Here is a 23468-nt window from a genome sequence, read left to right as displayed (position 1 = left end):
TTAGGCCTACAGCCTTGCCTTGGTCAGGGCTGTAGTTTCTCGGTCCTTCGGACCTTTTTGGAAAATAGTGAAAGCCTGTGAGATAGAGAAAATCAGCCTAAGTTAGAGCTGCTCATGATGGTGGTTTTAAAGCAAACAAGCTCTGACCCACGATTGGGCCAGAGCTCGTTTTTTTGAATTGGAGATGCCGTTAGGTCTTACTTCTGCATGGCAGCTTCAGCTTCCGCATTGATGCGCTCGACGAGGTCGAGTTCAGGGCGGAAGTCAGCAGCGTGGTACGAGCTACGCACGAGAGGACCGGATGCCACGTGGCGGAATCCTTTCTCGAGGGCAACTTTTTTGTACTCTTCAAATTTCTCTGGGCGGATGTACTCGACGACTGGCAAGTGGCGTGGAGTCGGGCGCAGGTACTGACCGAGTGTGAGCACGGTGACGTCATGGGCGCGCAGGTCGTCCATGGCTTTGAATAGCTCTTCTTCGGTCTCGCCGAGGCCGAGCATCAGGCCACTTTTAGTGACGACTTGGCCGCCAGCCATTGCTTTGGCTTTCTTAAGCACAGTGAGGCTGCGCTGGTATTTGGCGCGTGAGCGCACTAGCGGAGTGAGGCGTTCTACGGTCTCAAGGTTGTGGTTAAAAATGTGCGGTTTGCCTTCCATGCAGACGGAGAGCGCTTCGTCACGGTCGTTGAAATCAGGCACGAGGATTTCGATGATAATGCTCGGGCAGGCTTCACGGATGGCGTTGACTGTTTGGCGGAAATGGTCAGCGCCGCCGTCGCGCAGGTCATCACGAGCCACAGCGGTGATGACGACGTGGTTGAGGCCGAGACGTTTGGTAGCTTCAGCAACACGCTCAGGTTCATCAGCTTCTAGGGCGTCAGGGCGAGCAGTTTTCACGGCGCAGAATCCACATGCACGGGTGCATTTTTCCCCAGCAATCATGAAGGTAGCGGTACCTTGTCCCCAGCACTCCCAGCGGTTTGGGCACTGAGCTTCTTCACACACGGTCACGAGGTTTAAGTCGGTGATCATGTTTTTGGTCGATCCAAATTGTGGATTATTCGGCAGGCGAATTTTAATCCATTCTGGTTTGCGCTCGTTGTGGAGCGACGGATCCATGTTCATTTTTGGGCCGTGACAGTTCATCGTGGCGCGAAGGTAGGACGTGATTTGGGGATTTCAATCAATAATAAAAGCATTTGTTAATTTTGCCGCTGAGTCTGTCATCGATAGCCAGCGATCTAGCTGGCTAGTTTGGCCAGAAAGTATCACGGCGAACTGGCTGGAATCAAACAACGCGTAGAAATCTCAGACCATTTGGCTTTTTTCCCATCTGGATTGGTATACGTTTTGGCGCAGTGCAAGTGCCGCCAGACATCGCTAAAAAGAACCTGCAATTCATCGCCCGCCAGCTGGGATTTGACGATTGCCGTGTGTCTGCTGCCGTGCCAGCTCGCCATGCTGATGCCTACAAAAAGTGGCTGGCTGACGGTTGCGCCGGTGATATGGGGTGGCTGGAGCGCAATGTGGAACGCCGCTGCGATCCGCGCGAAGTGGTGGCTGGAGCGAAGGCGGTGGTCAGTTTGGCAATGAATTATTTCCCTGGCCGCGACGAGGTTTTTGATGGATTTCGCATTGCCCGCTATGCGTGGAATGACGACTACCACGATATCATTGATGATAAGCTCAAGGACATCCGTCTGGCGATGGAGGATATGGGCGGCGAGCAACGGCTGTATACGGATACTGGGCCGGTGCTCGAGCGCGATTTCGCCAACGAATCTGGGCTTGGCTGGAATGGTAAGTCATGCATGCAAATTCACCCGAAGATGGGCACGTGGTTTTTCCTCGCTGACATCATCACGACTATAGATTTGCCGCCAGATGAGCCATTTGGTGATCATTGCGGAAAATGTAATCGCTGCATGGTTGCTTGCCCGACTCAGGCAATCACCGAGCCGCATCGCGTCGAAGCTACGCGCTGCATTTCTTATCTGACGATCGAAAATAAAGGCGCCATTCCTGTTGAGCTGAGGCCATTGATTGGTGATCGCATCTACGGCTGCGATACCTGCCTAGATGTGTGCCCGTGGAATCGCTTTGCTAAACTCAGCCGCGAGACCAAATTCCACGCCCGCCATGTGCTGGATGGTTTCCAGCTGCGCGATTTCCTCCAGCTGAGCCATGATGATTTTAATGCGCTTTTTGCCAAATCAGCGATTCGGCGCATCAAACGACCAAGCTTTCTGCGCAATGTCTGTGTGGCGCTGGGAAATGTGGGCACTGCTGATGATTTGCCCGCGCTAGAAATTGCCGCCGCTGATGAGAACCCGCTGATCAGCGAACACGCGAGCTGGGCTGTCGAGAGGGTGAGGGGGAGAAGGTAGTTTTCAGATTCAAGTTTTCAGTTTTCAGACCTTTGCATTGAAGCTTGGTGCTAGCTGGAGATGGTGATGAAATTTCTGCTGGAGGCGGTCTGCTGAGCTGGTTGGATATTTATAGCTAGCTGGGTTTCACCGGCTTGGAGTTTGCTCTTCTCTCCTCACCATTCTCTCTTCCTATAGGGATGTGCGGCATTTTTTATTGATCTTGGAGCTGGTGACCAAAGCGGAGAAGGATCTCCGCACTCAAAAGCCTGCGGCTGAACTGCGGAGTTGGTTGGATATTCCTAGTTGGCTGAGCTGCGGAGCTGGTTGGTTTTTCTAGCTGGCTGAGCTGCGGAGTTGGGTGGATATTTATAGCTAGCTAGCTGGGTTTCATTGGCTTGGAATTCACTCTTCTCTCCTCACCATTCTCTCTTCCTATAGGGATGTGCGGCATTTTTTATTGGTCTTGGAGCTGGTGACCAAAGCGGAGAAGGATCTCCGCACTCAAAAGCCTGCGGCTGAACTGCGGAGTTGGTTGGATATTCCTAGCTGGCTGAACTGCGGAGCTGGTTGGATATTTCTAGCTGGTAGAACTGCGGAGTTGGTGTGGTTTTTCTAGCTGGCTGAGCTGCGGAGTTGGGTGGATATTTATAGCTAGCTAGCTGGGTTTCACCGGCTTGGAATTCACTCTTCTCTCCTCACCATTCACTCTTCCTATAGGGATGTGCGGCATTATTTTTGATCATGGAGCTGGTGACCAAAGCGGAGAAGGATCTCCGCACTCAAAAGCCTGCGGCTGAACTGCGGAGTTGGTTGGATATTCCTAGCTGGTCGAACTGCGGAGCTGGGTGGATATTTATAGCTAGCTGGCTGGGTTTCATTGGCTTGGAATTCACTCTTCTCTCCTCACCATTCTCTCTTCCTATAGGGATGTGCGGCATTTTTTATTGATTCTGGAGCTGGTGACCAAAGCGGAGAAGGATCTCCGCACTCAAAAGCCTGCGGCTGAGCTGCGGAGCTGGGTGGATATTTATAGCTGGCTGGGTTTCATTGGCTTGGAATTCACTCTTCTCTCCTCTCCATTCTCTCTTCATTAGCTGGCTGGGATGCTCTGTAATCTGAAAATGCCGCAGGCATGAAACAGCCTAGCCTATGGTAAGGCGGCGCCGCAGGTGCAACGCAACCATAGGATGCAGGCAGAAAAATAGTAGCTCTGAAAGAGCGACAGAGAGGAGCTCGGGTAGAGTTCTCAAAAAATGCCAGCTGTGCGTTTTTTCTAGAGTGGGGGAATCGAATCTTTTTCTAGCTAGAAATGAATGGATTAGGTGGGGTCACGGTCTCGGCAGCTGTTACCAGTCAGTTGGTGAATGGAGGTGATTGCCGCTAGCTGGTATTGTTTGCAGTCGGTATAGCCAGAATTGTTTGTTTGACTGATGAGAGGCTGATGGGGCACCTTAAATATCGATCTATTCAGACATTCATTATTTTACTACTCTTACGATTATGGGAACCCATCCTGATTCAAAACGCATACTGGTCGTCGACATTGGAGGATCAAATATCAAGCTGCTCGCTACTGGTGAGGACAAGCGTATCAAGATTCCATCTGCGCGCGACCTGACACCGCAGAAGCTGGTGGAGCAAGTGGTGGAGGCTACCCGCGAATGGCAGTATGATGTGGTTTCTGTGGGCTGCCCGTGCGCATGTAGTGGCAATAAACCTGTGAGAGACCCGCATAACCTTGGTGACGGCTGGATTGGGTTTGATTTTGAAAAAGCTTTTGGGCTGCCGTGTTTGGTGATTAATGACGCGGCGATGCAGGCGCTGGGGTCCTACATTTCCGGAACCATGTTATTTTTAGGCCTCGGCACGGGGCTTGGTGTGACTTTGATCAAGGATGGCACGATTGTGCCTCTGGAAGCTGGCCACATGCCGTATCGCAAGAGAAGAAGCTACGAGGAATACACTGGCAAGGCGGGGTTTGAGAGGCTCGGTTTTGAAAAATGGCAGAAGCATGTCTTAAAAATCATCGAACTGTTCCGCCATGGGTTTGTGGTGGATGATGTGGTGCTCGGTGGCGGTAATGCTAAGCTGATTGAGGAATTGCCTGCGAATACGCGGCGGGTGAATAATCACGCTGCTTTTGACGGTGGGTTCCGGTTGTGGGAGTGAGGTAGTTTTCAGTTTTCAGTTTTCAGTTTTCAGTTTTCAGTTTTCAGTTTTCAGTTTTCAGTTTTATGTCTGGTCAGCTGATAGGGGGAGGCGTGTGCTGAGGTTTTAGCTGGCTGGAATTGACCGAAGTCTAAAAATGCCGGAGGTCTGAAATAGCCAAGCCTATGGTAAGGCCCTGAAAATGCCGCAGGCATGAAATAGCCTAGCCTATGGTAAGGCCGCGCCGCAGGAGCAACGCAACCATAGGTTTCAGCGGGGAAAATATGAGCTCTGAGAGAGCGATGCAGCTGGTGCAGTGTAGATAGGCCTGCTAGCTAATTTTGTGGGCAAAAGCTGGTAGCAGACAAGTGTGCGGCGTTATTTTTGATCATGGAGCTGGTGATCAAAGCGGAGAAGGATCTCCGCACTCAAAAGCCTGCGGCTGAACTGCGGAGATGGGTTGGTTTTTCTAGCTGGCTGGATTTCATCGGGTAGGAATTCACTTTACTCTCTTCACTCTTCTCTCTTCACATAAGGCTGATCGGCATTTTTTATTGATTATGGAGCTGGTGATCAAAGCGGAGAAGGATCTCCGCACTCAAAAGCCTGCGGCTGAACTGCGGAGTTGGCTGGATATTTCTAGCTGGTCGAACTGCGGAGATGGGTTGGTTTTTCTTGCTGGCTGAACTGCGGAGATGGGTTGGTTTTTCTAGCTGGTCGAACTGTGGAGCTGGGTAGTTTTTCTAGCTGGCAGAACTGCGGAGATGGGTTGGTTTTTCTAGCTGGCTGAACTGCGGAGTTGGGCTGGTTTTTCTAGCTGGCTGGCTGGGTTTCATCAGGTAGGAATTCACTCTTCTCTCTTCACCCTTCTCTCTTCACATAAGGCTGATCGGCATTTTTTATTGATTATGGAGCTGGTGATCAAAGCGGAGAAGGATCTCCGCACTCAAAAGCCTGCGGCTGAACTGCGGAGTTGGGCTGGTTTTTCTAGCTAGCAGAACTGCGGAGATGGGCTGGTTTTTCTAGCTGGCTAGCTGGGTTTCATCGGGTTGGAATTCACTCTTCTCTCTTCACCCTTCTCTCTTCAAACAGCGCGGCCCCTTGCTGTGAAGCAAGAGGCCGCGGTTTCTTTGGTTGGGAAATGTATGGTTGGCTACTAGCCTTACTCGATGCCGTATTTTTCGCCGTAGTTTTCTACTACGAAGTCGATGTCTTTGTCACCACGGCCTGAGAGGTTGATGAGGATGTTGCCGCGCAGGCGTTTGCTCTTCAGTGCGTAGGCGATGGCGTGGGCTGATTCGATAGCTGGAATGATGCCTTCGAGACGTGAGATTTCAAAGAATGCTTCGATGGCTTCTTCGTCGCTGATGGTGTCGTAGTTGACGCGCTCGATGTCTTTGAGGTAGCTGTGCTGTGGGCCTACTGATGGGTAGTCCAGTCCGCTGGCCACTGAGTATACGTCTTGTGGTTCACCGTCTTCGGTTTGCAGCATGTAGGATTTGAATCCGTGCATCACACCTGGTTTGCCTTTGGCCATGGTAGCGGCGTGCTCGCCTGGCTCAGTGAGTGAACGTCCAGCTGGCTCAACGCCGTGGAGTTCTACTTTGATGTCGTTGAGGAAAGCGGAGAAGATGCCGATGGCATTGGATCCACCACCTACGCAGGCAACGATGTGGTCAGGGAGTTGGCCGGTGAGTTCTGCCATTTGCTCGCGGGCTTCGTTGCCGATGACGGTTTGGAAATCGCGCACCATGCGAGGGAATGGGTGAGGACCAACAACGGATCCGATGGCGTAAAGCTGGGTAACGGGATCTTTAAGGTAAGCTTCAAAGGCGGCGTCGACGGCTTCTTTGAGTGTCTTGCGTCCGTGAGAGGCTGGAATGACACGCGCGCCGAGGATTTTCATGCGAATGACATTTGGGTATTCTTTGGCAATGTCTACTTCGCCCATGTAGATGTCACATTCCAGACCGAGAAGTGCGGCGGCGGTAGCGAGGGCTACACCGTGCTGACCAGCGCCAGTTTCAGCGATGATTTTCTTTTTGCCCATGCGCTTAGCGAGCAGTGCTTCGCCGAGGCAGTGGTTGATCTTGTGCGCACCAGTGTGGTTGAGGTCTTCACGTTTGAGGTAAATGCCGCGACCGTATTTCTGCGAGAGGCGTTTGGCGTAGAAGATTGGGCTCGGGCGGCCAACGTATCCGCTGTAGAGATCAGCGAGCTCTGACAGGTAGGTAGAATCAAGGATGGCTTCGTCATAAGCATCGGTGATTTCCTGCATGATAGCTTGCAGCTGTTCTGGGATGTAGCTACCTCCGTATTCTCCGAAGTAACCACTTTTGTTGGGAAGGGCGTGAGTAAACGTGTTTTCCATGGTGCTGGCTGAGTTGCGTGGCTGATCGCCACCATTACCATTAAGCATTTGCTTAGTGGATTAGTCAATATATTGAGGAGTGTGGTGAATTGGCTACGCTTGGCTTGCTCGAAGATGTGCCAGCATTGCCTAGCTGGGCATTATTCCGAGACTTTGTGGGCGTCTGCGATGACTTGGCTGTGGTCGGCCATCTCGTGCTCGCGGACGACACACTCAGGGCATTCGCCATTTTCGGCTACCCATTCTGGGTGCATTTTTTTCAGTCTGTTGAGGGTTTCATCTTCGGCTTGTGGCAGCGCGGTATTTACTTTCCTGTCTGTAGTTATGGGGTCCATCGTTACACAATATACACGATTATCCGCTCATGCCTAGCTGGCTGGGAGATGCTTAAGCCTGCTTGATAAGACGCTAATCTTGTTTGAACTCGGTGCAGTGAAGCAATTGGCTGATCATTGACTAGATCGGTTTTATGAAAGTTCATTTTTTATTGAACAATGTGCTTATTTCTGGTGTCTTAATTCCCGACTCCCAATATGCAATGAGCATGTGTGTTGTCCTTACAAACTTGAGCAATGTAATTAGGTTTTGTTTTCACGTGGTGAAGATGACTGACCAAGGGCGGCAGCGTTATTAAAATCAATGAGTTAAATGGTATTGGTTCCATTGGGTTTAGTTAATCATTAGCGATACACTTGTTATTCGGCGCTCTTAACATTAGTAAGTTTGTAATTGTAATAATGATTCATTTAGTGCATTTCTGCGGCGGAAACAATCCGACCAGTAGAACTGATGAGTTATTACCAAGAATCAAAAACAAGAAGTATATTGAAGGGGCTGTCGTGGCGCCTAATCGGAACTTTAAGTACTTTGACGATTGCATACATGATGACAGGTCAAATCTCAAAAGCTGGAATGATTGCATTCTGCGAGTTTTTCCTTAAATTTGCGATCTATTATGTACACGAACGGGCATGGTTGCTTGTTCCTGTGGGATCATTTCAGAATAAGAGAAAAGCAATATCATGAACAATATCCATCCAGAATTTGAGCGCCAACTTCCACGCGATGCTAAAGAAAAGTTACTTGGTCAGAAAGGCTTGGTGATTTGGCTCTGCGGCATGTCGGGGTCAGGCAAATCAACCATCGCTAATGCAGCGGAGAGAGTATTGCATGCCAAGGGACGCATGACAGCGATTCTCGATGGGGACAATTTGCGTACCGGCATCAACAAGGACTTAGGTTTTAGTGATGCAGATCGCAGAGAAAATATTCGTCGCACTGCGCACATTGCCAAAGTCATGGCTGCGCAGGGCATTGTAACCTTCGTTTCGGTGATTACACCACGCCGTGAGTTCCGAGATATGGCTCGCGATGTGATTGGCGACGATTTTTTTGAGGTTCATGTTAAAGCGAGTTACGACGCATGTGAAGAACGCGACGTCAAAGGCCTTTACGCCAAGGCTGCGGCAGGTCAGATTGAAAACTTCACTGGACGCGATTCCGGGTTCGAAGAGCCTGTAACTCCAGATTTGCGGATTGATACCGAAGATCAGGAAGTCGAAGAAAGTGCCATTACCCTATTAGAGGCTGTCAATGGACGCATTAAACACAGTTAATTTATAACAAACACACACTATGTCCAATTACTCATTGAGTCATTTAGAGCACTTGGAAGCGGAGGCGATTTATGTCCTGCGTGAGACTGCTGCTCAATTTGAAAACCCAGCGCTGTTATTTTCCGGTGGTAAAGATTCCATCATCATGGCGCACCTTGCTTATAAAGCATTTTACCCAGCGAAACTGCCATTTCCATTGGTTCACGTTGATACTGGCCATAACTTCGACGAAACCATTACTTTCCGTGATCGTTTTGTAGAAAAAGTACGCGCCAACCTGGTTGTAGGTAGCGTGCAAGAGTCTATCGATAAAGGCCGCGTGGCGGAAGAAAAGGGACCTTATGCTAGCCGTAATGCGCTGCAGACTGTCACTTTGCTCGATACCATCGAAGAAAACCAATACGATGCCTGCCTTGGTGGCGGTCGCCGTGACGAAGAGAAAGCACGTGCTAAAGAGCGCTTCTTCTCACACCGCGATGACTTCGGTCAGTGGGATCCAAAAAACCAGCGCCCAGAGCTGTGGAACATCTTCAATGGTCGCAAGCAACACGGTGAACACTTCCGCGTATTCCCAATCTCCAACTGGACGGAGATGGATGTGTGGCAGTACATCAAAAAAGAAAAAATTGAGCTGCCATCAATCTATTTTGCTCACCACCGCGATGTGTTTGAGCGCAATGGTTCACTGCTCGCAGTTACTGAGCACGTCAATATCCAGCCAGATGAAGTCGTAGAAAGCCGTCTCGTTCGTTTCAGAACGATTGGTGATGCCACTTGTACAGGTGCTGTGGAATCATCCGCCGCTACTATTGACGATGTGATCGAAGAAGTTGCTGCCGCTCGCCAGACCGAGCGTGGCACTCGTTCCGATGATAAGCGCAGTGAGACTGCGATGGAGGACCGCAAAAAAGAAGGCTACTTTTAGGCCATTAGCAGCTGCGTAATTAACTTAACTTTTTAAATTTTTTCAGAAATGAGTACTGATACACGAGGATATCTCGACATGGATTTGCTACGCTTCACTACCGCTGGTAGCGTGGATGATGGTAAATCAACTTTGATTGGGCGTTTGCTCTATGATTCAAAGAATACATTTGAAGACCAGATGGAAGCTGTGGAGAAATCCAGCAACCAGCGTGGCGACGAAAATGTAAACCTGGCACTACTGACTGACGGCCTCAAGGCTGAGCGTGAGCAAGGCATCACGATTGATGTAGCTTACCGCTACTTTGCGACGCCAAAGCGTAAGTTCATCATCGCCGATACTCCGGGCCACATCCAGTATACCCGCAACATGGTGACTGGCGCCTCGACTGCTAACCTCGCGATCATCCTAGTGGATGCGCGTAAGGGAGTGATCGAGCAGACATGCCGCCATTCATTTATCGCTAGCTTGCTGCGCATTCAGCATCTGGTGGTATGTGTGAACAAAATGGATCTGGTAGACTACTCAGAGGAAGTTTACGACAAGATCGTCGAAGACTACAAAGAGTTTGCCTCACGTCTAGACAACGTGGTGGACATTACTTTCATCCCAATCAGCGCACTGGAAGGTGATAACGTTGTGGATAAATCAGAGAAGACACCTTGGTATCACGGCGGTTCACTCTTGTTCCACCTCGAGACCGTTTACGTGGGTAACCAAGAAAACCACGTGGAAGCTCGCTTCCCAGTGCAGTGGGTTGTACGCCCGCAGTCTGACAAGTGGCACGATTTCCGTGGATATGCTGGCCGCGTAGCTGGTGGTGTATTCAAACCTGGCGACGACGTGACTGTGCATCCATCCGGATTCACCACAAAAATCAAAGAGATTCTCAATGGTGAACAGCAGCTGGAAGAGGCATTTAGCCCAACATCCATCACCATGACACTGGAAGACGAGATTGATATTTCCCGCGGAAATCTCATCTCTAAGGCGAACAACCCGCCTACTGTTGACCAGAACATCGAAGCGATGATCTGCTGGTTCTCAGACCGCGTGAAGCTCAGCGCTCGTAGCAAGTTCATCCTGCGCCATACCACCAACGAGGTGAAGGCAGTGGTGCAAGACCTGCGCTACAAGGTGAACATCAATACCTTGCACAAGGTAGAAGGTGACCCAGTATTTGAACTTAACGACATCGGCCGCATTTCGCTACGTACTTCAGCTCCGCTGATTCACGATAGCTACAAGCGTAACCGCTCAACAGGATCATTCATTCTGGTGGATCCTCAGACTAATGAGACCGTTGCCGCTGGCATGATCGTCTAATTAGTTTTAGCTCCTAATCTCCTAGCTGCTGGCGAACATTCGCTTTTCGCCAGCAGCTCATATCATCCCAAAGGATGATCATTCTCTGAGTTTCGCTTGGAGATTTTTAAATTCGCGACTATCTCTCTGTCATGTCCGTACCATTGCTTGACGTCAACGCGCAAAACCATGCGCTCAAGGATGAGCTCCGCTCTGCATTTGATCGTGTTCTTGAATCCGGCTTTTTTATCGGAGGCCCTGAAATCGAGAGTTTGGAAAATGAAATCGCTGAATTTGTCGGCGCCAAACATGCCATCGGCGTTTCATCTGGTACCGACGCATTGGTCTGCTCACTCATGGCTCTCGGCATTGGCCCTGGCGATGAAGTGCTGTGCCCAAGTTTTACTTTCTTTGCTACTGCCGGCAGCATTTTCCGCACCGGCGCCCTGCCAGTATTTGTCGACTGTGATCCAGTGGACTTCAACATCTGCCTAGACTCAGCTAGAAGCAAGATGACATCGCGCACCAAGGTGATCATGCCCGTGCACCTATTCGGTCAGTCATGTGACATGAACGCGATCGTTTCTTTTGCCAACGAGTTTGGCCTCGCTGTAATCGAAGACGCCGCCCAAGCCATTGGAGCTCGCTACCAAGGACAAGGGTGTGGCGCGATCGGCGATTACGGTACTTATAGCTTTTTCCCATCTAAAAACCTCGGCGGTCTCGGCGACGGTGGCATGGTTGTCACCAACGACGATGAGCTCGCTGAGCTGGCGCGCAAGATGCGCAACCACGGCATGGCGCCACGTTATTACCACCAAATGGTTGGCGGTAACTTCCGCCTCGATGCCGTGCAAGCGGCTCTGCTGCGCGTGAAATTCACTCATTACGGCGACTACACTCGCGGTCGTCAGGAAAACGCAGCCTATTATCTAGAGAAACTTTCAGCCTTGGATGGTGTGGTTCTCTCAGACGATGCCGCCGCCAAAGATGCCAAGATTTTATTGCCTGTCACTCGTGACGGCAACGAGCACATCTGGAACCAATTCACCCTGCGTGTGAAAAGTGGCCAGCGTGACAACTTCAAACAATTCCTAGCGGATCGCGGTGTGGCCAGCGAGATCTACTATCCAGTGCCAATGCACCAACAGGAATGTTTTGAATCACTCAGCGAGCATTCACTCGGCGCGCTGCCAGTGACAGAAATGCTATCAGCTGAAGTAATCAGCCTGCCAATCTACGCTGAGCTCACACCTGAGCAACGCGATGAAGTGGTTGCCGCAGTCACTGACTACATCGCCCAAGCCTAAGCCGCTCAGCTTCATTCCAGCTGGAAACATGCTCCAGCTGGAAATTATGAGTGAGCTAGTAAGCACAAGCTAGCTAGAAATACGAACTTAGCTGGGGATACGAAGTTAGCTGGGAATACGAAGTTAGCTGGGAATACGAAGTTAGCTGGAATCTGGCGCTGAAAGCGACGCAGAACAAAGCCTAGGGCTTTAGCCCTAGGAAAAGATGATAGAAAAGGTGCAGCCTGAAAGGCTGCCAGAAAACGTAGCGCCCCCCCCAGCTCAGCCAGCTGAAATCTCCGCGGGCCAGCCATTCTCTACTCACTATTCTCCATTCAAAATTCTTAATCACTAGCGCGGCTGTTAGCGCTGGTCTCGATACAAACAGTCATGAAAAAAGCACTAATCACCGGGATTACTGGTCAAGATGGATCCTATCTAGCAGAGTTCTTGCTTGAAAAAGGATACGAAGTTCACGGCATCAAACGCCGCGCCTCATCATTTAATACCGAACGTGTTGATCACATCTATCAAGATCCACATGTTGAAAATTCACGTTTCCACCTGCACTACGGTGATCTTTCTGATTCGTCTAACCTAACTCGCATTATCAGCGAGATCCAGCCAGATGAAGTCTACAACCTAGCAGCGCAGTCACACGTGGCGGTTTCATTTGAATCTCCAGAATACACAGCGGATGTCGATGCGCTGGGCACACTGCGTCTGTTGGAGGCCATTCGCTTCCTCGGCTTAGAAAAGAAAACTCGTTTCTATCAAGCTTCCACATCTGAGCTGTTTGGTGAAGTGCAAGAAATCCCACAGCGTGAGACCACACCATTTTACCCACGCTCACCATACGCAGTGGCCAAGATGTACGCCTACTGGATCACCGTAAACTACCGTGAATCCTACGGCATGTACGCCTGTAACGGCATTCTCTTCAACCACGAATCACCTCGCCGCGGTGAGACATTTGTGACCCGTAAGATTACCCGTGCCATCGCTAACATTTCTCAAGGATTAGAAAAATGCCTCTTCCTTGGCAACATGGATGCGCTGCGCGACTGGGGCCACGCCAAAGACTACGTGCGCATGCAGTGGATGATGCTCCAACAGGAGTCAGCTGAAGACTTTGTTATCGCTACAGGCAAACAAATCTCAGTGCGTGAGTTTGTGCGCATGTCAGCAGCTGAAGCTGGTGTTGAGTTAGAATTCTCTGGTGAAGGCATTGACGAAATTGCTACCGTGACCGCCGCTGATAGCGAAAAAGCTCCAGGCGTAAATGTTGGAGACGTGGTGGTTAAAGTCGACCCACGTTACTTCCGCCCAGCTGAAGTAGAAACCTTGCTCGGTGACCCAACAAAAGCCAAAGAAAAGCTCGGCTGGACACCAGAAATCACCGTGGAAGAAATGTGCGCTGAAATGGTAGCTAACGACATCAATCACGCTCGCCAACATGCGCTGCTGAAGTCACACGGCTATGATGTTTCCGTAACTAAAGAGTAGTAAGTTTTCCTAGCTGAAAGTTCGCTTCAACTCATCTGAATTTATGAAAAAATTATTAGTACTAGGTGCTGGCGGCATGGTTGGCTCAGCCCTAGTTAGAGCCGCAGAGAAACGTGGTATTAGTGAAATCCTCACGCCATCTAGCAAAGATCTAGACCTGTGCAATCAAGCACAGACTCACGAGTATATTGCTAAACACAAGCCTGACGCAGTGATTGTAGCGGCGGCAAAAGTGGGCGGCATTCACGCTAACAGCACGTACCCAGCTGACTTTATCTACAAGAACCTAATGATTGCGGCAAACTCAATCGAGGGCGCCTATCAGGCTGGAGTGAACCAACTGCTTTTCCTCGGAAGTTCATGCATTTATCCAAAGCTGGCACCGCAACCAATGCCGGAATCATGCCTGCTCACCAGCGAGCTGGAGCCAACTAACGAGGCCTACGCAGTGGCAAAAATCGCTGGGCTGAAGTTGTGCCAACACTACCGCGATCAATTTGGCGTGAAGTTTCATTCCGCCATGCCAACCAACCTTTATGGACCAGGCGATAACTATCATCCGGAAAACTCACATGTCATTCCTGCGATGCTGCGCCGCTTCCACGAAGCTAAAGCAGCTGGCGCTGAGTCAGTGACGATCTGGGGGACAGGGACACCGAAGCGTGAGTTTCTCTACGTAGAAGATCTAGCTGATGCATGTTTCCATATCATGGAGTTAGATAATCCACCTCACTGGGTGAACGTGGGTTACGGTGATGATGTTAGCATCATGCAGCTGGCCCAAGCAGTGGCCAAAACGGTTGGCTTTGCAGGTGAAATCCTCACCGATCCAAGCAAGCCAGATGGCACACCTCGCAAGCTGATGGACAATGCCATTCTACAAGGACTCGGCTGGAAACCAGCTGTCGACCTAGAGCAAGGACTAGCCAGCGCCTATCAGTGTTTTCTAGCTGAAGAAACCAGCGGGCAACTGCGCGCGAAGTAAATCGAAAATGATGTAAGCTCTTCTGCGTTAGCTGATTGGTTTAGGTTTCAGGTGCGGAAAATAGTTGTCACGAATTAGCCGGCATGCTAGTCGTGAAATATGCGGAAACATTATTTTAAAACAAGTTTAGTCCCCTCGTTATTTTGTATCATCACCTCGAGCGCATCTGCTGCTACGATAAGCTATAATCTAATCGACCAATCTAAAACCACTGAAATAGAAGCGGGCTCGTATACGCTAGATGGCGTAACCATGAGCATGAGTTCAAATGAGGGCTCACTAAATCAAACCACGGGTGATTTTGGTATTAACCATTCGGGAGGATCTAACGATGCTTCGGCGCTGATCGATAACGTCGAGGGCAAGGAAAGAATGAATATCAGCTTCAATGCGACAGTGGTGGTCAGCCGACTGTTGTTTGAGGAAATGGGAAACTCGGATAGTGCTGAGATTTATATCAATAATGTGCTAGAAACGACCTTCACTGGCGAAAATACACCAGACAGCTTTTTATTAAATTTGCGACTCAATGAGGGTGATGTGCTAGGTATTTCTGCCGGAACAGGAAACGGCTTCAGTTTGGCTCAAATAGGTATTGGTACTATACCTATTCCAGAACCATCTAGCTGCAGCCTCTTTGCCCTAGGCTCTATGAGCCTCTTATTCAGGCGATCTAGAAAATTGCCGAAGAAATCAAATCCACATGGAAATCATTCCTGTAATTAATTTACCCGTTGCGTGTGTTAGCTATGCTAGCGCGATTGAGGAAATCAAAAAAATGGCTCTAGCTGGCGACCGCGCTTATGCAGTGGAAGCGGCGAATACACATGTGGCTGCTCTGGCTAGATCGAATGTCGAGTTTGGTTCGGCGATGGCCAAGTTTGATCTAATTTGCCCAGATGGCATGCCGCTGGTTTGGTCGGTCAACCGTCAGCTAGATGAAGGGCAAAAACTAACTGACCGTGTGTATGGACCAACGCTGATGCTCGAAACGATCAAGGCAAGCGAAGATCAGCCGGAGCTGAAGCATTTCCTGCTAGGTGGTCAGCAATCCACGCTAGATAAGCTAGAGGCGAAGTTTAAAAAAGACAATCCAGGCGCAGAAATTGCCGGCTCTTATTCACCACCGTTTGGCGAGTGGCCAGCTGATGAATTTGAGCGCATGAAAGAGAAAATCATCGCGTCTGGAGCGAACCTGATTTGGGTTGGTTTGGGATGCCCGAAGCAGGAGCTATGGATAGCCAAACACAAACATGAATTGCCGGCGGGCGTTTATTTTGGCATTGGCGCAGCTTTTGCCTTTCACGCTGGCGAGGTGAAACAAGCACCTGCCATTTTTCAAAAATGCGGCATGGAATGGCTTTACCGACTGTGCGCCGAACCTCGCCGACTGTGGAAACGTTATTTCACTTATAACAGTTTGTTTGTCTACTACTCAATTAAGGAGAAGTTAGCCCGCTAACGATCTCCTTAGTGAGGATGCTGCCGATAGCTTGAGCAGCTAACTAACACTATGAAATCTATCTTTGTATCTGGCTGTTACGATATCATCCACGCTGGGCATCTTCAGTTTTTTGAGGAAGCCAGAGCGCTAGGAGATCATCTAACGGTTTGTTTCGCCTCTGAGGACGTTTTGTGGGCGCATAAACAGCGACGCAGTTCGTTACCTGATGACCACAAGGCTGCCTTATTGCGTGGGCTGAGGATGGTTGATGAGGTGGTGATAGGTACAGGAATGGATCATGGCATCGATTTCAAAGATCACTTTTTGCGCATCCAGCCTGATGTGTTAGTGGTGACGGAAGATGACCAATACGGTCAACTGAAGCGTGATCTTTGTGCTCAAGTGGGAGCTGAGTATTTAGTCTTAGATAAAACACCGCCGAAGTTTGAGCCAGTGTCGAGCTCAGGTATCGTGCGCTGGGTCAAGGCCCCAACAGAAGCACCTCTGCGAGTGGATTTTGCCGGTGGCTGGCTGGATGTTCCTCGCTACGCAATCGATGGCGCTTACGTCTGCAACTGTGCGATTTCACCACTAGTTAGCCTGCGCGACTGGCACTATGAAAAACAAGCTGGGCTAGGCGGCTCAGGTGCTTGGGCATTACTGAATGGTCATGACGGCGTGGATGCAGAGCTGGATTTAGGAGTCGGCTGGCAAGACCCTGCGGTGATTAATGAGACCGGTTTGTGTGTTTGGCACAGTGGCGAGAGACCACGATTAGATTTCAAACGAAATGGCGATATGCTCGTCGGTAAAATGGCAATCTTATGGACGGGAGCCGAGCATGATACGCCGGGCGTCGTCGATGATGATAGAAATTATGCGCAGATTGCGATGTCTAGCATGGTGGCCAGAGAGGGGATTCTTGAAGAAGATCTCAACAAACTAGCCGAAGGGGTAAACCTCTATCACGAAACTCAGCTGGCTGAAGGTATGCAAGCGCTACCTGAAATTTCAGGTGCGTTAGCGAAGAAATACTGCGGCGGCGGGTGGGGCGGATACGCTCTCTATCTATTCCCTGATCTCGTTACTCGTGATGTAGCGCTGCGCATACACAGCGATCTGCGTGGCATCGAACCCTATTGTAAGTAATTCTCGCTTCAGGCGGGCCTTTAACTATAGCTCAGTAATGTCCCCCACAGCACACTGATCACTTATCTTTTATGAAACGAATTCTAGTAACTGGAGGAGCTGGTTTTTTAGGCTCTAACTTATGTGAGCGACTGCTCAATGATGGCAACGAAGTAATCTGCATGGACAACTACTTCACCGGCTTCAAATCTAACGTGGAACATCTAATGGACCATAAATATTTTGAGCTGATGCGCCATGATGTGATCGATCCATTTAAAGTAGAGGTCGACCAGATCTATAACCTCGCTTGCCCGGCGAGCCCGCCGCATTACCAATATAACCCTATCAAGACCATGAAAACTTCCGTGATGGGGGCGATCAATTGCCTTGGTTTAGCCAAGCGCACTAAGGCGCGTATTTTCCAAGCATCAACATCTGAAGTCTACGGTGACCCTAACGTGCACCCACAGCCAGAAGGCTATTGGGGACACGTAAATCCTATTGGCATTCGCTCTTGTTACGACGAAGGCAAACGCGCTGCGGAGACTTTGTTCTTTGACTACCACCGCCAGAATGGTGTGGATATTCGCATTGTACGTATTTTCAATACCTACGGGCCAAGAATGAATCCTGACGATGGTCGTGTGGTTTCTAACTTCATCGTTCAGGCACTTCGCGGTGACGACATCACGATCTACGGTGATGGCCAGCAGACGCGTTCGTTCTGTTACGTGGATGACTTGCTAGAAGGTTTTGTGCGTCTTATGAATAAAGATGGTATCACCGGGCCTATCAACATCGGTAACCCTGGTGAGTTCACCATGCTTGAGCTGGCTGAAAAAGTGATCCAGAAAATTGGAGGATCTAGCAAACTGGTCTTCCAAGACCTGCCAAGTGACGATCCCAAACAGCGCCAGCCTGATATCTCACTCGCTAAACAGGAACTCGACTGGGAACCACAAGTCAAACTCGACGACGGGCTCGATCTCACGATCGCCTATTTTAAAAACAAGTTAGCTTTGTAAGCATTTAAAAATTAGAAATATGAATACCATTGATAAAATCCAAGACAAATCAGCGGTGATTGGCATCGTTGGGTTGGGTTATGTTGGGCTGCCTTTGATGCTCGCCTACGCCGCTAAAGGCTATAAAGTTTTGGGTTTTGATGTTGATCAGGCTAAGATCGATTGCATTGAAAAAGGTGAAAGTTATATCAAACATATAGGCTCAGACGAGCTTGCAAAGTTTGTTGGTGACAGGTTGATTCACGCAACGGCTGATTTTGCTAGAATCGTGGAAGTAGATGCCATCATCATGTGTGTGCCGACACCGCTTGATGAGCACTACGAGCCAGACCTCAGTTATGTGATTGGCACAATGGATTCGGTATCTCCTTATTTATGTGCTGGGCAGATTATTTCCTTAGAAAGTACCACCTACCCAGGTACTACCGAAGAAGAGTTAAAGCCCCGTATCGAGGCTCAGGGACTCGTTGCAGGTAAAGACATTTACCTTGTCTACTCACCGGAGCGAGAAGACCCTGGCAATGCCAGCTTCACGAGTAGGAATATTCCGAAAGTAGTTGGTGGATCTACTCCTGCCTGCCTCGAGCATGGGGTTGCTCTGTATTCAGCGGCTGTGACTGAGGTGGTACCGGTTTCTTCAACTCAAGTGGCTGAATTCACCAAGCTGTTGGAAAACATCTACCGAGCCGTCAATATTGGTTTGGTCAATGAGCTGAAGATAGCCGCTGATAAAATGGGCATTGATATTTGGGAGGTCATTAATGCTGCAGCAACCAAACCATTTGGTTTCAAAGCATTTTACCCAGGGCCTGGCCTTGGTGGGCATTGCATTCCTATTGATCCATTCTATCTAACGTGGAAGGCGCGTGAATATGGCGTTCATACCCGTTTTATTGAACTTGCAGGTGAGATCAATCGTAGCATGCCGCAGTATGTGGTTAGCAAAACTGCCGAAGCTCTCAATAGTGTGAAAAAAGCAGTGAACGGAAGCAGGGTTTTGCTAATGGGGCTGTCTTACAAAGAAGATGTCGACGATATGCGTGAATCTCCCACTTTTGAGTTGATGGATAAGTTCACAGAAATGGGTGCGGAAGTTGACTATTTTGACCCACACATTCCAATTATTGGACCAACGCGTGAACACGCTAACTGGCAAGGCAAAGAATCAATCGAATGGAGTGAAGAAAACATCTCCAGTTACGATGTTGTGGTAATTGTCACCAAACATAAAGCCTATCAACTTAACGATCTCTGCGACTGGGCTTCGTTGATTGTAGATACGAGGAATACAATTCCAAATGATAGACTGAGAAATATCTGGTCAGCTTAGAAATTTTAAAACAAACATATATTGAAGTTATGCTTAATGGAAAATCGATATTAATTACAGGAGGGACAGGTTCTCTAGGTAAAGAATTAACAAAGACGATTCTTGAAAAGTGGCCGCAAGTTCGTCGATTAATTATTTATTCACGTGACGAACAAAAGCAGTTTCAAATGGCGCAAGAATACCCTGCGTCTGAGTATCCAATGATTCGTTTTTTTATTGGAGATGTTAGGGATTTGGAGCGCATGGAGCGCGCTTTTAATGATGTAGATTGTGTTATTCACGCGGCGGCAATGAAGCACGTTCATATTGCTGAGTATAACCCAGATGAATGTGTTAAAACGAACATCGGAGGAGCTGAAAACGTCATCAAGGCTGCATTGAGTTGTGGAGTTACAGACGTGGTAGCCTTATCAACCGATAAGGCTTGTGCTCCTATTAATTTGTATGGTGCTACAAAACTAGCTTCGGACAAATTGTTCATCGCGGCAAATAATATAAAGGGAAAGCAGAATATTAAATTCTCAGTGGTGAGGTATGGCAATGTGATGGGCTCCAATGGCTCAGTAATCCCATTTTTCCAGAAAAAGAAAGAAACGGGAATCTTGCCGATAACTGACCCTGCGATGACTAGATTCAACATCTCACTCGCTGATGGTGTTAAGATGGTGTTACATGCTCTTGAGCATGCTTGGGGCGGCGAACTTTTTGTACCTAAAATTCCATCCTACCGTATTACTGATATCGCTCAAGCGATTGGACCAGACTGTGAGCACCCAGTGATTGGAATTCGTCCAGGAGAAAAGATTCACGAAGAAATGATCACTAGCTCGGATTCATTTACGACCTACGACTTAGGTAAATACTATGTAATACTCCCGCAAGTTCCGAATTGGAATTTAGATGAATATATTTCGAACTTTAATGCTCAGTTAGTGGAGCAAGGGTTTAATTATACCTCTGGAGAAAATGAAGATTTTCTGACTGTTGAGCAATTACGAGAGTTAATAGCTACACACCTATAGCTTACTGAGATTGAGCATGAAAAAAATCATAGTAATAGGCGGCAGTGGTATGGTTGGCTATGCTGTTTGTCAAGAAGCCTTAGCCTTAGGCTTTGAGCCTTGGGTTGTAGGCAGAGTGAATCGTTCATCAGAGAAAAATTTCCTCAGAATGGACTTGATTGAACCAATCAATTTTGACGCCCTAAATGGGCTACATGGAATTGATATTTGTATCAACCTGGCCGCAATTACGAATCATGGGCAATGCGAAAGTCGTCCAGATTTAGCTCAACGGTTGCATGTTGAGGTACCGAAGCAACTAGCTAAGTGGGCTGGGGACAAAGGCGTTAAGTTTGTGCATATGTCAACAGAGGCAGTATATGGCTACGGGCAATCTGATGGTGGCCACCGAGAAGATGAGACCTGCGGCCCTAAAGGGGTCTATGCTAAAACGAAATTTGAAGGAGAACAGGCAGTTCAAGATGTTAACTCTGACTCGTTATTAATCAGGGCTACTCCTGTGGGCTTCTCCCCAGACGGGGAAGGCAAGACCTTGTTTGAATGGCTTAGCTCTGAATTGATATCTGGTAGTTGTATAACTGGGTATGCGGATGTTTTATTTAGTCCTGTTTCTAGTTTTGATTTAGCTCAAGTATTAGTAAACGAGGAAATTTTGAAGCGTTCAGGCATTTTAAATGTAGGCAGTTCATGTAGCCTGAGTAAGTACGAATTTGCTCGTCTTGTATGTTCCTCCTTGGGAGTGCCCATTTCGAGAGTGCTCAAAGGATACTCTTCTAAAACCGCATTAGAAGTAGATGGTACATTGAATTCTGAAAAGTTAGTCAAGGTGTCAGGCCTTGAATTGGTGAGTGTCCAGAAGATGGTATCTGAGTTAGTTAAGAGACAAAGCAAAATTACGATTAGATGAAAGAGCTAAATATAAATGGAAGGAAAATTAGTCAAAATAGACCGTGCTATTTTATTGCTGATATAGCTGCAAATCATGATGGCGATTTGAGCCGTGCGAAAGATCTCATATACTTGGCTAAAGATGCGGGTGCAGACGCAGCTAAGTTTCAACATTTTCGAGCTGAGACAATCGTTAGCGACAAAGGGTTTGCTAACCTAGGCACTCAAGTTTCTCACCAAGCGAAATGGGAAAAATCAGTTTCTGAGGTATATAGAGATGCTACAGTTCCTGCATCTTGGACTGCTGAGTTAGCTGAGACTTGTCAGTTAGCTGGTATCGACTTTTTTACCTCTCCTTATGAAAAAGCAATTGTTGATGAAGTCGACCCATACGTGCCCGCCTATAAAATAGGCTCTGGAGATATTACGTGGATCGAGCAGATTGAGCATGTCTGCAGTAAAAATAAGCCCGTTATTTTGGCTGCAGGGGCTTCAAATTTGACTGATGTGCAGAGGGCCATGGATGTTATGATGCAGAAGGCTGTGGGGGGGATATGTTTGATGCAGTGTAATACTAATTATACAGCCGCAATTGAAAATATGCATTACATAAACCTCAGAGTTTTGGAGACATTCAAAAGTATGTATCCAGCCGTGCCACTGGGTTTAAGTGATCATACACCCGGGCATGCATCTGTTCTAGGGGCTATTGCCTTAGGTGCATGTATGGTTGAAAAGCACTTTACAGATGACACAACAAGAGTTGGTCCCGATCATTTATTTTCAATGGATGCCCCCGCGTGGAGAGATATGGTTGATCGATCTAGAGAGTTGGAGGCCGCTTTGGGAACAGGGAATAAAAAAGTAGAAGAGAATGAGAGTGAAACAGTAGTTATCCAACGCCGTTGTATACGTATGGCTAGAAATATTGAGGAAGGTGAAATATTAACTGAACAAGATTTAAAGGTTTTAAGGCCGGCTCCTAAAGGCTCTATTCCTCCATATAAAATACAAGATGTTATTGGAAAAACTGCTAACCGTCGCCTAGAAAAAGGTGAGCACTTAAGTGTTACTGATTTATGCTAAAGGTAGGATTCATAGGTCACAGTTTAGGTGTTCACGAAAAACGCTTTTTGAGAGGATTTGATAGCCTAGGGATCCCAGCCATATTCTATAGCTTTTCAGAATTGTTGGAATCTCCTAATCTGTTGAGGCATCATTATGAGCTAGGCAAATTCAATATTTTGATGGGAGGGCCATTGACCCACTATGAGCAATTAACAAAGGCTCTGCAGGATGTGCCATTTATTGCGATTTCATATGCCTACGATGTATTATATACAGCCAAGGATAATGCCGAAGTCCAGCGAGGTATACGTAAATTGTTAAAGAATGCTGATGGTGTATTGGTTGACTGTGATGCTGTAAAAACAGCTATTAAGGAGATGGCTGGCGATCAGGTCAAGGTTCATTCAATGGTCTGGGGTTTAGAAAAATGTAGCAGTAATCATAAATTGAGAGCTGAGCTTAAGAGTTTACTATTACAAGAAAAAGAGAGAGGCTCGAAGATAGTTGTTTGTGTACGCAATTTCACAGCTGTACATGGTTGCGAAGTTGTATTGCGAGCATTTCATTTAGCTTTAGCTAAGAACCCGAAGATGCATTTAGTTTTGACTGGTGCCGGGGAGTTGTCTGAACAGATGTATAGCTTGGCTGAAGAGTTTGACATCATGCATAAGGTATCTTTCATAGGTAATATAGAAGAGCCTTTGCTTGTGCCTTTACTCGAATGCTGTGATGTGTATATGTCATCTTCGTTAGTAGATGGAACTTCTATTTCTTTACTTCAAGCGTTGGAGGCGGGCTTACCTGTAATTCTTTCAGCGGTGGGCGGCAACGTAGAGTGGGTGAATCGAATTACTGGTGGCTATTTATTTGATTGTGGCGACGTGAATGGGGCAGCAGAACAACTATTGTTATGCTCAGAGAGCAATGACTGTTATAGATATGATAGGAGAGTAGTGATGTCTGAGTATGCGGATTGGAGTGAGAATATGCGCAAGTTTGTTCAATTTTGTGATGACCTCAAATTAAGTAAGAAAAGTTTCAAATAAA

The 23468-nt window shown here is 48.1% G+C and carries 21 protein-coding genes; 18 read left to right on the top strand and 3 right to left on the bottom strand.

Going from position 1 to position 23468, the window contains the following annotated elements; genetic code table 11:
• Positions 1-197: 197 nt before the first annotated feature.
• The gene (gene lipA / locus JIN82_RS16640; protein ID WP_234042133.1) at positions 198-1118 is read right to left on the bottom strand and encodes a lipoyl synthase; all 921 of its coding nucleotides are present in this window, start codon (positions 1116-1118) and stop codon (positions 198-200) included.
• A gap of 245 nt (positions 1119-1363) precedes the next feature.
• Between lipA and queG the strand changes: the two genes are divergently transcribed.
• Both queG and JIN82_RS16630 read left to right on the top strand, forming a co-directional pair.
• Positions 1364-2386, top strand: a complete 1023-nt coding sequence (gene queG, locus JIN82_RS16635; RefSeq protein ID WP_200312800.1) for a tRNA epoxyqueuosine(34) reductase QueG — start codon at positions 1364-1366, stop codon at positions 2384-2386.
• Between the two features lie 1482 nt (positions 2387-3868).
• Complete coding sequence (locus JIN82_RS16630) at positions 3869-4537, top strand: ROK family protein (RefSeq protein ID WP_200312799.1); 669 nt, start codon at positions 3869-3871, stop codon at positions 4535-4537.
• Positions 4538-5678: 1141 nt separating this feature from the next.
• Here JIN82_RS16630 and trpB read toward each other — a convergent pair.
• Both trpB and JIN82_RS16620 read right to left on the bottom strand, forming a co-directional pair.
• On the bottom strand, positions 5679-6887 hold the full coding sequence (gene trpB, locus JIN82_RS16625; RefSeq protein ID WP_200312798.1) for a tryptophan synthase subunit beta: 1209 nt from the start codon (positions 6885-6887) through the stop codon (positions 5679-5681).
• 140 nt (positions 6888-7027) lie between these two features.
• Positions 7028-7222 (bottom strand): hypothetical protein, encoded by a 195-nt coding sequence (locus JIN82_RS16620; RefSeq protein WP_200312797.1) that lies wholly within the window; start codon positions 7220-7222, stop codon positions 7028-7030.
• A 454-nt stretch (positions 7223-7676) separates the two neighbouring features.
• Here JIN82_RS16620 and JIN82_RS17675 point away from each other — a divergent pair, with 454 nt between their 5' ends.
• From JIN82_RS17675 to JIN82_RS16540, 16 genes are all read left to right on the top strand, one after another.
• Entirely contained in the window at positions 7677-7913 is a 237-nt protein-coding gene (locus JIN82_RS17675; protein WP_200312796.1) for a DUF2061 domain-containing protein, read from the top strand.
• Positions 7910-8503, top strand: coding sequence for an adenylyl-sulfate kinase (gene cysC, locus JIN82_RS16610; RefSeq protein WP_200312795.1), 594 nt, complete (start codon positions 7910-7912; stop codon positions 8501-8503). Before JIN82_RS17675 ends, cysC begins: the two co-directional genes overlap by 4 nt.
• Positions 8504-8522: 19 nt before the next feature.
• Entirely contained in the window at positions 8523-9428 is a 906-nt protein-coding gene (gene cysD / locus JIN82_RS16605; protein WP_200312794.1) for a sulfate adenylyltransferase subunit CysD, read from the top strand.
• Positions 9429-9476: 48 nt separating this feature from the next.
• A complete protein-coding gene (locus JIN82_RS16600) occupies positions 9477-10754 on the top strand; it encodes a sulfate adenylyltransferase subunit 1 (RefSeq protein ID WP_234042131.1) in 1278 nt (425 codons plus the stop codon).
• Between the two features lie 131 nt (positions 10755-10885).
• On the top strand, positions 10886-12043 hold the full coding sequence (locus JIN82_RS16595) for a DegT/DnrJ/EryC1/StrS family aminotransferase (RefSeq protein WP_200312793.1): 1158 nt from the start codon (positions 10886-10888) through the stop codon (positions 12041-12043).
• Positions 12044-12412: 369 nt separating this feature from the next.
• Positions 12413-13528, top strand: a complete 1116-nt coding sequence (gene gmd, locus JIN82_RS16590) for a GDP-mannose 4,6-dehydratase (RefSeq protein ID WP_200312792.1) — start codon at positions 12413-12415, stop codon at positions 13526-13528.
• Positions 13529-13571: 43 nt separating this feature from the next.
• On the top strand, positions 13572-14513 hold the full coding sequence (locus tag JIN82_RS16585) for a GDP-L-fucose synthase family protein (RefSeq protein WP_200312791.1): 942 nt from the start codon (positions 13572-13574) through the stop codon (positions 14511-14513).
• A 99-nt stretch (positions 14514-14612) separates the two neighbouring features.
• Positions 14613-15239, top strand: coding sequence for a PEP-CTERM sorting domain-containing protein (locus JIN82_RS16580; protein WP_234042130.1), 627 nt, complete (start codon positions 14613-14615; stop codon positions 15237-15239).
• Positions 15217-15975: a WecB/TagA/CpsF family glycosyltransferase gene (locus JIN82_RS16575; RefSeq protein WP_200312789.1), complete on the top strand. Its 759-nt coding sequence runs from the start codon at positions 15217-15219 to the stop codon at positions 15973-15975. Before JIN82_RS16580 ends, JIN82_RS16575 begins: the two co-directional genes overlap by 23 nt.
• A 51-nt stretch (positions 15976-16026) precedes the next feature.
• Entirely contained in the window at positions 16027-17106 is a 1080-nt protein-coding gene (locus JIN82_RS16570) for an adenylyltransferase/cytidyltransferase family protein (RefSeq protein WP_200312788.1), read from the top strand.
• Positions 17107-17177: 71 nt separating this feature from the next.
• Complete coding sequence (locus JIN82_RS16565) at positions 17178-18113, top strand: UDP-glucuronic acid decarboxylase family protein (protein ID WP_200312787.1); 936 nt, start codon at positions 17178-17180, stop codon at positions 18111-18113.
• A gap of 19 nt (positions 18114-18132) precedes the next feature.
• Complete coding sequence (locus tag JIN82_RS16560) at positions 18133-19443, top strand: nucleotide sugar dehydrogenase (protein WP_267906559.1); 1311 nt, start codon at positions 18133-18135, stop codon at positions 19441-19443.
• Positions 19444-19472: 29 nt separating this feature from the next.
• Positions 19473-20465, top strand: coding sequence for a UDP-N-acetylglucosamine 4,6-dehydratase (inverting) (gene pseB, locus JIN82_RS16555; protein WP_200312786.1), 993 nt, complete (start codon positions 19473-19475; stop codon positions 20463-20465).
• A gap of 16 nt (positions 20466-20481) precedes the next feature.
• Positions 20482-21372, top strand: a complete 891-nt coding sequence (locus JIN82_RS16550; RefSeq protein ID WP_200312785.1) for an SDR family oxidoreductase — start codon at positions 20482-20484, stop codon at positions 21370-21372.
• Entirely contained in the window at positions 21369-22439 is a 1071-nt protein-coding gene (locus tag JIN82_RS16545) for an N-acetylneuraminate synthase family protein (protein WP_200312784.1), read from the top strand. The genes JIN82_RS16550 and JIN82_RS16545 overlap by 4 nt, the downstream gene beginning before the upstream one ends.
• The gene (locus JIN82_RS16540) at positions 22433-23467 is read left to right on the top strand and encodes a glycosyltransferase family 4 protein (RefSeq protein WP_200312783.1); all 1035 of its coding nucleotides are present in this window, start codon (positions 22433-22435) and stop codon (positions 23465-23467) included. The genes JIN82_RS16545 and JIN82_RS16540 overlap by 7 nt, the downstream gene beginning before the upstream one ends.
• Position 23468: the final 1 nt, after the last annotated feature.

It is taken from the genome of Persicirhabdus sediminis, from assembly GCF_016595495.1.
Taxonomy (GTDB): domain Bacteria; phylum Verrucomicrobiota; class Verrucomicrobiia; order Verrucomicrobiales; family Akkermansiaceae; genus Persicirhabdus; species Persicirhabdus sediminis.
This window is presented reverse-complemented; position numbering and strand designations above follow the sequence as displayed.

Excerpts from the sequence above, each read along its gene's own strand:
- lipA (WP_234042133.1), bottom strand. The coding sequence starts at position 1,118 with ATGGATCCGTCGCTCCACAACGAGCGCAAACCAGAATGGATTAAAATT.
- JIN82_RS16630 (WP_200312799.1), top strand. The coding sequence starts at position 3,869 with ATGGGAACCCATCCTGATTCAAAACGCATACTGGTCGTCGACATTGGA.
- trpB (WP_200312798.1), bottom strand. The coding sequence starts at position 6,887 with ATGGAAAACACGTTTACTCACGCCCTTCCCAACAAAAGTGGTTACTTC.
- JIN82_RS16620 (WP_200312797.1), bottom strand. The coding sequence starts at position 7,222 with ATGGACCCCATAACTACAGACAGGAAAGTAAATACCGCGCTGCCACAA.
- JIN82_RS17675 (WP_200312796.1), top strand. The coding sequence starts at position 7,677 with ATGAGTTATTACCAAGAATCAAAAACAAGAAGTATATTGAAGGGGCTG.
- cysC (WP_200312795.1), top strand. The coding sequence starts at position 7,910 with ATGAACAATATCCATCCAGAATTTGAGCGCCAACTTCCACGCGATGCT.
- cysD (WP_200312794.1), top strand. The coding sequence starts at position 8,523 with ATGTCCAATTACTCATTGAGTCATTTAGAGCACTTGGAAGCGGAGGCG.
- JIN82_RS16600 (WP_234042131.1), top strand. The coding sequence starts at position 9,477 with ATGAGTACTGATACACGAGGATATCTCGACATGGATTTGCTACGCTTC.
- JIN82_RS16595 (WP_200312793.1), top strand. The coding sequence starts at position 10,886 with ATGTCCGTACCATTGCTTGACGTCAACGCGCAAAACCATGCGCTCAAG.
- gmd (WP_200312792.1), top strand. The coding sequence starts at position 12,413 with ATGAAAAAAGCACTAATCACCGGGATTACTGGTCAAGATGGATCCTAT.
- JIN82_RS16585 (WP_200312791.1), top strand. The coding sequence starts at position 13,572 with ATGAAAAAATTATTAGTACTAGGTGCTGGCGGCATGGTTGGCTCAGCC.
- JIN82_RS16580 (WP_234042130.1), top strand. The coding sequence starts at position 14,613 with ATGCGGAAACATTATTTTAAAACAAGTTTAGTCCCCTCGTTATTTTGT.
- JIN82_RS16575 (WP_200312789.1), top strand. The coding sequence starts at position 15,217 with ATGGAAATCATTCCTGTAATTAATTTACCCGTTGCGTGTGTTAGCTAT.
- JIN82_RS16570 (WP_200312788.1), top strand. The coding sequence starts at position 16,027 with ATGAAATCTATCTTTGTATCTGGCTGTTACGATATCATCCACGCTGGG.
- JIN82_RS16565 (WP_200312787.1), top strand. The coding sequence starts at position 17,178 with ATGAAACGAATTCTAGTAACTGGAGGAGCTGGTTTTTTAGGCTCTAAC.
- JIN82_RS16560 (WP_267906559.1), top strand. The coding sequence starts at position 18,133 with ATGAATACCATTGATAAAATCCAAGACAAATCAGCGGTGATTGGCATC.
- pseB (WP_200312786.1), top strand. The coding sequence starts at position 19,473 with ATGCTTAATGGAAAATCGATATTAATTACAGGAGGGACAGGTTCTCTA.
- JIN82_RS16550 (WP_200312785.1), top strand. The coding sequence starts at position 20,482 with ATGAAAAAAATCATAGTAATAGGCGGCAGTGGTATGGTTGGCTATGCT.
- JIN82_RS16545 (WP_200312784.1), top strand. The coding sequence starts at position 21,369 with ATGAAAGAGCTAAATATAAATGGAAGGAAAATTAGTCAAAATAGACCG.
- JIN82_RS16540 (WP_200312783.1), top strand. The coding sequence starts at position 22,433 with ATGCTAAAGGTAGGATTCATAGGTCACAGTTTAGGTGTTCACGAAAAA.